Here is an 8,081-nt window from a genome sequence, read left to right as displayed (position 1 = left end):
GGCTACGGTATCAAGACCTCGCCGGCGCTGTCGCGCGTCTGCGCCAGCCTGATCGCCGGCGGCGGCCTGCCGGACGATGTCGCGAGGCAAGGCGTGTCGCTGGACGATCTCACACCGCACCGTCTGCGCAATGTCACGCCCGAAGCCAGCAAGGTTGCTTCATGAACAGCGCCATCCTGACGGCCGGAGGTCACCTGGCCGGGCGCATCCTGGAGACACTCGCTGAAGCCACGACCGATGCGCCGGGCATCACGCGCATCGCCTACGGACCCGGCGAGCGCTTCGCCCACAACCTCGTGCGTGAGGAGGCGCAGAAGCTCGGCGCGGTTGCGCGCACCGATGCCGCCGGCAATCTCTATTTGACGCTCAGTGGCCGCGATCCGGACCTGCCGGCTTTGGTCGTCGGTTCGCATCTCGACAGTGTGGCGCATGGCGGCAATTTCGACGGCGCCGCCGGCGTTGTGGCGGGCTTGGCGGTGATGGCCGAGTTGGTCGCGAAAGCCGTCCAATTGCCGCGCGATCTCATCGTGCTGGCCACGCGCGCCGAGGAAGCCGTCTGGTTTCCGCTGTCCTATCCGGGCAGCCAGGCGGCTCTTGGCTTGCTCGATCCGGAGGCGCTTGAAGCAAAACGATCCGACAGCGGCCGCACGCTGGCCGAACACATGCGAGAGGAAGGGTTCGACCCCGATGCGGTGCGGCGCGGGGTTCCGGGGATCTATGCCGCGCGGATCGCGGCCTTCGTCGAGGTGCACATCGAGCAGGGACCGCGGCTTGTCGCCGCTGGCGCGCCGGTCGGCATCGTCACCGGGATTGCCGGCGGGTTCCGCTATGTCGACGCCAAATGCCTTGGCGCCTATGCCCATTCCGGCGCCGAGCCGCGCTTCGCCCGGCATGACGCCGTGCTTGGCTTTGCCGATCTGGTCGCCGCGCTTGAGATCGAATGGGATGCGCTGGAGCGCGAAGACCATGAGGCGACAATCACCTTCGGCCGTGTGCAATCCGATCCGACACAGCATGGCGGCAGCCGGGTTCTGGGCGAGCTCGGCTTCACGCTGGATGTGCGCAGCGCCGAAGCGACGGTTCTCGAACGTGTCGAGGCGCGGCTTCGGACTATTCTGGCTGAAGTTAGCGCCAGGCGGGGCGTAGCGTTCGAACTCGGGCAGCGTTTCACTTGGGAGCCGGCGACGATGTCGGCAGATTTGGCCGCCAAGCTGGATCGCGCCGCTACCGAATTGCAGATGCGGGCATCGCATGTGCCGAGCGGGGCGGGACACGACGCGGCGACTTTTGCCGGCGCCGGTATTCCAACCGCCATGGTCTTCGTGCGCAACGAGAACGGCAGCCACAACCCGCATGAAGCGATGGAGATCGCCGACCTCGATGAGGCGATCCGTCTGCTCTTCCGCTTCGTCACAGACTTCGACAATCCCTTGGATCAGCCATGAACCTCGCCAAGACCGCCTTGCTCGTCATCGACCTGCAGAACGAATACCGCCCCGGCGCGGCTTGGCCGGTCGTCGGCTATGACGCGGTGCTCGCCAACACCGCCGCGCTGATCGGAGCCGCCCGTGCGGCGGGCGTGCCCGTCATCCATGCGCAGGCATGGGTGAAGCCGGAGGAACGCGACGGCTATGCGCGGCAGGAAGAGATCCTGACCGAGGAATTCCGCTCCGCGGTGGCGGGCAGCAACGGCGCCGAAATCTGCGCCGAGGTGGCAGCGCTGCCCGGCGACATCGTCATCCACAAGCATTGGCCAAGCGCCTTTCGGCGGACCGATCTTTCGCAGCGGCTCGCCGCCCTTGGCATCGAGACCCTGATCGTCACCGGCGTGCTCACCGACAGCTGCGTGACCGCGAGCGTCTTCGACGCGGTTTACGAGGGGTTTCGCGTCTGGCTGGTCAAGGACGCCTGCGGCAGCATGACGGAGGCCATGCACCGCACCGGCATGCTCGACATGGCGAACCGGCTTTATGGCGGCGGCATTCTTCGCCATCCCGAGGCGCTGAAGGCGCTGGCCGACCACCCCTTCGACGGCTGGCGCTGCACGCGGCCGGTGGAATTTGCCTACACACTGGAAACGGTCGATGGAATTTACGAGGCGCTGTGATCGGCGCCGGAGTTGCATGCGCCTCTGACGATCGGCTTTGAGGCCGAAGGCTTGAGAACCGCGCCAGGCAGCGCTCCAGTGGCTCTCCCTTTTCGCCACACCGATACGCCGTTCACAAAGACATGCTCGATACCGGCGGCGGGCCGGCGCGGTTCCTCGAAGGTGGCGGTGTCGATGATCGTCTCGGGATCGAAGACGACGAGATCGGCGAAGTTGCCTTCGGCCAGCAGGCCGCGTTGCGCGATGCCGAATTCCTTCGCGGGCAGCCCGGTCATGCGGAATACGGCCTCCTCCAGGCTGAACAGGCCGACATCACGCGCGTAGTGCCCGAGCACGCGCGGAAATGTGCCCCACAGGCGCGGATGCGGATGGATGTCGTGCGGCAGGCCGTCCGAGCCGATCATGGTGCGCGGATGCGCGATGATGTTGCGCACATCGTCCTCGTCCAGCTGGAAATAGACGGCGCCGGCCGGCAGCAGACGCTCGCCGGCCTCGCGCTCGGTGCAGTTCCATTCGCGCGCGATGTCGGCGATCTCGCGCCTCGCCATCTCCGGATGCGGGTCGGACCAGGTGATGAGGATCTTCAGCCCGGTGTCGCAGCGCTCCAGGCGCAGCACCGTGGAACTCGCGGCATAGGGATAGACGTCCATGCCGATATCCATCGCCTCGCGCGCCCGGTCGATGCGCTCCAGCGAGGGTCGGCTCTTGCCGAAATTGGCGCGGCCGGTGCACTGGTGGTGCGAGATGAAGAGCTTGCCGCCGGCGTGATCGGCAATGTCGATCGCTTCCTCGATGGCTCCGTCCATCGTCTCGAAATAGTTGCGCGTGTGGGTGACATAGGGACCACCCAGGCCTGCCGCCGTGGCGGCCAGAGCCTTGACCTCGTCGGTCGAGGAGTTGACGGCCGGTGGATAGTCGAGGCCGGTGCTGAGGCCGAACGCGCCTTCGGCCATCGCTTCGGCAACCGCTTCCTGCATCGCCGCCGTTTCGGCTTCGGTGGCCGGACGATCGGTCACCGGCATGCAACGCTGGCGCAAGGTGGTGTGGCCGACAAGCAGGGCGGCGTTGGTGGCGATGCCGCGGCGCTTCAGCTCGGCGACATAGTCGGCAAAACGGTCGAAGCGGAAATTCTCGCGGCCGCCGACCAGCGTGAAGGGCGGCGGTGGGGTCTTGTCGAGCAGCAGCGGCGCCAGGCTGACACCGCAATTGCCGGCAATCACCGTGGTGACGCCCTGGCTGATCTTCGGGTCCATGCCGCGCGGGGCTAGCAGCGCGCCGTCGTCATGGGTGTGCACGTCGATGAAGCCTGGCGCGACCACCTTGCCCTTGGCGTCGATCTCCTCGACGCCCTGCGCATCGTCCAGCCGACCGACCGCCATGATCCTGTCGCCAGTGACGGCAATGTCGGCCTCGAAGGGTTTCGAGCCGTCGCCGGCGATCAGCGTCGCGTGGCGGATGACAAGATCATAAGGCATTGCATAAATTTCCTAAGCTTCCGGATTAGCCGCGATCTCCTCGCGGCGATGCGCGACATAGGCGTCGAGCTCCTCGCGGATCGCGGCGTCCATCACCGGCTCCTCGTAATCGTGCAAGGCCTGCTGCCAGAGCTCGGTCGCCCGCTCCAGCGCGTCCTTGCCGCCGGCTTCCTGCCAGGCGCCGTAATTCTGCCAGTTGGAGAGCATCGGTTGGTAGAAGGCGGTGGTGTAGCGCGACATGGTGTGCTCGGCGCCGAAGAAATGGCCGCCGGCCGGCACCGACTTGATCGCCTCGAAGCCGAGGTCGTCCTCCTGGAACGGCAGCGGCCGCAGAAACTCCATCATGTTCTGCAGGATCTCGACGTCCAGCACGAGCTTTTCGTAGGACGCTGTCAGCCCGCCCTCCAGCCAGCCGGCGGCGTGATAGATCAGATTGGCCCCGCCAAGCACCGCGCCCCAGGTCGCCATTTCAGTTTCGTAGGCCGCCTGCAGGTCGACGACGTTGGAGGCATTCGCGTTGGAGGTGCGGTAGGGCAAATTGTAGCGGCGCGCCAACTGCCCGGCGATGATGTTGGCCTTGGCGTTTTCCGGCGTGCCGAAGGCCGGCGCGCCCGACTTCATGTCGACATTGGAGGTGAAAGCGCCGTACATCACCGGCGTGCCGGGGTTGACGAGCTGCGTCAGCGTCACGCCGAACAGCGCCTCGGCATTCTGCTGGCAGAGCGCGGCGGCAAGCGTCACCGGCGTCATCGCGCCCATCAGCGTGAAGGGGGTGACCGTCACCGGCTGGCCATGCTCGGCCATGGCGATCAGGCCTTCGGCCATCGCGTCGTCGAACAGGCGTGGCGAGTTGATCGAGATGATCGTGGTCACGCCCGGCGAAGCGCGCATCTCCTCGACCGAGATGCCGCGCGCGATCGCCATCATGTTGATGCCGTCCATCGCCCTGGCGCGGCCAATCGCGGTGCAATGGAAGGAGAGGTCGCTCAGCGTCAGATTGGCGTGGTAGGTGTCGAGATGGCGCGAATTGGCCGGCAATTCGATCGGCGCTACCACCTGGTTGCCGATGATGTGGATGGCGTTGAAGTGGTGCGCCAGCCGGATGAAGTTTTGGTAGTCGGGGAGGTTGCCTGGACGCCGGCCGTTGATGCGGTCATGCACATTGGGCGGACCGGCGACCAGTCCGAAAACCAGCGAGTTGCCGCCGAAATGGAGCTGCTTTTCGGGATTGCGGCTGGTCAGCGTGAAGGAGGAGGGAACGTTGCGCAGCGCCTCGGCGACGATGCTCTCGTCGATGCGGATGGTGTTGCTCTCGCGATCGACGGTGGCGCCAGCCTTGGAGAACAGGTCCATCACCTTTTCGCTCATGACGCGGATGCCGAGTTCCGACAGGATGCGCATCGATGTCTTGTGCAACTGCTCCATGCGCTCCTCGTCGAGAAGCTGCATGGGCGGGTAGGGATTTTTCACGCTCTGCCACGGCAGTTGCGCGATGCCGCCGCCGCTGCGTCCGAGCTTCGATCGGCGACCGCCGCCGCGCCTGTCCTGTGACATCGGATTATTTCCTCCCGATCCTCTTTCTTCGCAATTCCGGACGGAAAACCGCTCACACTTTTCCTGGAATTGCTTTCAATAGCCGCGTTCCGGATTGACCACATTCTCCAGCGGCTCACCTTTGCGGTAGCGCGCCAGATTGTCGGCGAACATGTGCAACGACTTGATGTCCCAGCCGTCATAGACCGCCGCGCAATGCGGCGTGATGACGACGTTTTCGTAACCCCAGAGCGGGTGCTCGGCCGGCAGCGGTTCGGTCGCGAAAACGTCGAGCGCCGCGCCCTTGATCCGCTTGTTGTCGAGCGCGCTCAACAACGCGGCCTCCTCGACGACGCCGCCGCGCGAAATGTCGATGAGCACGGCGGACGGCTTCATCGTGGCGAAGGCGGCCTCGCCAAACAGACCGCGCGTGGTCGGCAGCAGAGGCACGCAGCAGACGATGAAATCGGCGCGGCCGATCAGTGCCAGCAGCGCGTCGGGACCATGAACCTCGTCGAGCGAGGGCATTGGTTTCGGCCGTGCGCGGACGCCCAGCGTGCGCATGCCCATCGCCTGGGCGCGGCGCGCGACGGCCTCGCCGGTCTTGCCGAGGCCGATGATGAGGAGGGTCTTGCCCTCGATCGGCTCGACGCGGCCGCCGCCCCATTGGCGGGCCTGCTGCCGGCGTTCGAAACCGCGCAGGTCGAGGGAGAAGGAGAGCATCGCGCCCAACGCATATTCGGCCAGCATGCCTGCGGCGACGCCGGCCGAATTCGTGACCATAACATGCGCCGGATCCCAGCGCCCGAGATGATCGGTGCCGGAGCCGCCGATCGACACCCATTTCACCGTCGGGCTCTCGACGAGAGCTTGGCGCGGATAGCGCGGCGTGCCGTCGAAGCGGATCGAATAGACCACTTCCGCGGCGGTTCGTTCGATCAAAGCGGGAAGGCCGGCATAGGTATCGCAGGCACGGACGTCGAGGTCCGGATGCGTCTCGGCGAGCACGGCTAGTGCGCCCGCCGGCTTGTCGGTGTGCAGGATGATTGTTGGGCGCGCCGACATCGCGAGCTCAATTGCGGCCGATATGGTCGGCGGCGCTGCCGAGGGCGGCAAGCAAAGCTCGGCCGCTTTCCAGTGTCGCATTCTCGTGCGGGGCGCGCAGGTTCAGCCAGCGCCGGTCGCCAGACTTGACCGCAAGTACGGCCTTCATCGCCGGGATCAGTCCGGCATCCTGGATCACCTTCCTGAACGCCTTGATGGCGGCATCCGCCTCGGTGACGTCCTCGCCCTTCCGGGCCGCGTCATAGAGGCGGCGGATGGCGGCGGCGTTCAGATTGACCGTGGCCGAGATGCAGCCAGCAGCGCCGCTCGCCAGACCCTTGGTGAGCTGCGCCTCCGAGCTTGGGAACACCGAGATACCGGGCGCGGCGGCGATGACGGCGGCTGTGTTGTTCCAGTCGCCGGCGCTGTCCTTGTAGGCGACGACGGTGTCCGGAAAGGCCTTGCTTAGCCTGGCCGTCAGAGCGGGGCTGACCGGCACACCCGAATTCTGCGGGATGTGATAGAGGATCACGCGCATCGAAGGCTTCGCCACCTTCTCGATCAGCTCGCTGTAATAGCGCGCCTGACCATTGTCGCCGGCGCCGGTGTAGAAGAAGGATGGCAGCACCATGACCGCGGTGCAGCCGAGGCCGACGGCATGCGCCGAAAGCTCGACCGTTTCCGGCAGCGCGGTGACGCCGGTGCCGGGCATCAGCCGGTCCGGCGCGATGCCGGCCTCGACCAGCCATTCCAGCGCCTGCATGCGCTCGCGCAAGGACACCGACAGCGCTTCGCCCGTCGTGCCGAAGGGCGAGAGGAAATGCGCGCCCTGGCCGAGCACCCATTTAGCGTGGGAGATCCAGAGATCGCGCGCGATGCGGCCGTCGTCTTCGAACGGCGTCAAGATCGGGGCGATGGTTCCTTGCGGGCGGGTCATGAATGTCCTCTATGCTGGTCTGTGTGGCCGGCCACCGATGCCACGGCGCGGGCGAAGTAGGCCGAAGCGGTGACGTCGAAGAGTATGTCGAAACCTGCCGGCGAACGGAACGTCACGGCCTCGATATGGCCGACGCGGGTCTGGGCGATATCATCGGCGCCGAATTTTTGCGATCTCAGGTCCAGCGCGCAAAGACTGCACATCGCTTCGGCGAGGCGGGGGCCGGAAAGCCGCATCCATGCCCACCCTTCCTCGCGCCATGACGAGTAGCCTTTCGGCGCCGGGGCGGCCTGCCAGATGGCTTTAACATCGGCGAGAGTTTCCGCGGCGTCCTCCGCGAGGAGCAGGATGTCCTCGTTGCCGAGCCGAAGGACCCTCGTACCGCGATGCTCGCCGATGCGGTTGACTGCGGGGAGGGGAATGCCGCGCTGGCCGAGCCAGTCGGCGCTGCCGCCGCCTTTCAGGCCGAAGCGCGGCTTGTCTGTAAGATCGCTCAGCGTGACCGCGCCGGAAATCAGCGTCGTGCCGTCGGCCGCGCCGCCGGGCATGAAGGGATGGAGGCGGGTCGCGGTGCCGTCGGCCATCTTAGATCTCCTGCCGCGCATTGGTCGGATCGAAGAAGGCGTGGCCGACGACCGGCACGTGGACCAGCTCGCCATTGCGGCACTTCACCGTCACGCGGCTGCCTTCCGCCTGGTCCTCGACGTGGACATAGGCCAGCGCAATATAATGCCCGAGCGACGGCGAATATCCCACCGAGGTGATCTGGCCGACGGGAGCGCCATTGCGCAGCACCAGGCAGCTTTCGCCAGGGATGTTGCTGGCGCCGGCGGGGAATTGCAGCCCGACCAGCTTGCGCGTCTGCCCGAGCCTTGCGCGCATCTCGATGGAGCGCTTGCCGACGAAGAACGGCTTCTTCTTCGAGACCGCCCAGCCGAAGCCGAGTTCGTCGGGCGTGGTGATCGCATCCGAATCCTGTCCGATC

8 protein-coding genes are annotated in these 8,081 nt (G+C 66.1%); 2 read left to right on the top strand and 6 right to left on the bottom strand.

The features are described from left to right. Nucleotides 1-161 precede the first annotated feature (161 nt). Nucleotides 162-1,445 (top strand): Zn-dependent hydrolase, encoded by a 1,284-nt coding sequence (locus EOA28_RS16810; protein ID WP_127250237.1) that lies wholly within the window; start codon nt 162-164, stop codon nt 1,443-1,445. After that, on the top strand, nt 1,442-2,107 hold the full coding sequence (locus tag EOA28_RS16805; RefSeq protein WP_126082262.1) for an isochorismatase family cysteine hydrolase: 666 nt from the start codon (nt 1,442-1,444) through the stop codon (nt 2,105-2,107). The genes EOA28_RS16810 and EOA28_RS16805 overlap by 4 nt, the downstream gene beginning before the upstream one ends. On the opposite strand, the gene EOA28_RS16800 is transcribed toward EOA28_RS16805, so the two are convergent. The 6 genes from EOA28_RS16800 to EOA28_RS16775 all read right to left on the bottom strand — a co-directional run. Continuing rightward, a complete protein-coding gene (locus EOA28_RS16800) occupies nt 2,092-3,582 on the bottom strand; it encodes a D-aminoacylase (protein WP_127250236.1) in 1,491 nt (496 codons plus the stop codon). The genes EOA28_RS16805 and EOA28_RS16800 overlap by 16 nt on opposite strands. Before the next feature lie 12 nt (nt 3,583-3,594). Further along, nucleotides 3,595-5,136 (bottom strand): trimethylamine methyltransferase family protein, encoded by a 1,542-nt coding sequence (locus EOA28_RS16795; RefSeq protein WP_127250235.1) that lies wholly within the window; start codon nt 5,134-5,136, stop codon nt 3,595-3,597. Nucleotides 5,137-5,211: 75 nt separating this feature from the next. Next, a complete protein-coding gene (locus EOA28_RS16790) occupies nt 5,212-6,180 on the bottom strand; it encodes a D-2-hydroxyacid dehydrogenase (protein WP_128315066.1) in 969 nt (322 codons plus the stop codon). A gap of 7 nt (nt 6,181-6,187) precedes the next feature. After that, the gene (locus EOA28_RS16785; protein WP_127250233.1) at nt 6,188-7,096 is read right to left on the bottom strand and encodes a dihydrodipicolinate synthase family protein; all 909 of its coding nucleotides are present in this window, start codon (nt 7,094-7,096) and stop codon (nt 6,188-6,190) included. Then, nucleotides 7,093-7,680, bottom strand: a complete 588-nt coding sequence (locus EOA28_RS16780) for a hypothetical protein (protein ID WP_127250232.1) — start codon at nt 7,678-7,680, stop codon at nt 7,093-7,095. Before EOA28_RS16780 ends, EOA28_RS16785 begins: the two co-directional genes overlap by 4 nt. 1 nt (nt 7,681) lies before the next feature. Beyond that, nucleotides 7,682-8,081: glycine cleavage T C-terminal barrel domain-containing protein (locus EOA28_RS16775; protein ID WP_148670738.1), on the bottom strand; the 400-nt coding region annotated here is incomplete at its 5' end.

Source organism: Mesorhizobium sp. M2A.F.Ca.ET.067.02.1.1 (assembly GCF_004023285.1).
Lineage (GTDB): Bacteria > Pseudomonadota > Alphaproteobacteria > Rhizobiales > Rhizobiaceae > Mesorhizobium.
Note: the sequence above shows the minus strand (reverse complement) of the source record. Positions and strands in the feature narration are given on the sequence as shown.

Coding starts and splice junctions, on each gene's coding strand:
- EOA28_RS16780 (WP_127250232.1), bottom strand. CDS start 7,680: ATGGCCGACGGCACCGCGACCCGCCTCCATCCCTTCATGCCCGGCGGC.
- EOA28_RS16805 (WP_126082262.1), top strand. CDS start 1,442: ATGAACCTCGCCAAGACCGCCTTGCTCGTCATCGACCTGCAGAACGAA.
- EOA28_RS16790 (WP_128315066.1), bottom strand. CDS start 6,180: ATGTCGGCGCGCCCAACAATCATCCTGCACACCGACAAGCCGGCGGGC.
- EOA28_RS16810 (WP_127250237.1), top strand. CDS start 162: ATGAACAGCGCCATCCTGACGGCCGGAGGTCACCTGGCCGGGCGCATC.
- EOA28_RS16795 (WP_127250235.1), bottom strand. CDS start 5,136: ATGTCACAGGACAGGCGCGGCGGCGGTCGCCGATCGAAGCTCGGACGC.
- EOA28_RS16800 (WP_127250236.1), bottom strand. CDS start 3,582: ATGCCTTATGATCTTGTCATCCGCCACGCGACGCTGATCGCCGGCGAC.
- EOA28_RS16785 (WP_127250233.1), bottom strand. CDS start 7,096: ATGACCCGCCCGCAAGGAACCATCGCCCCGATCTTGACGCCGTTCGAA.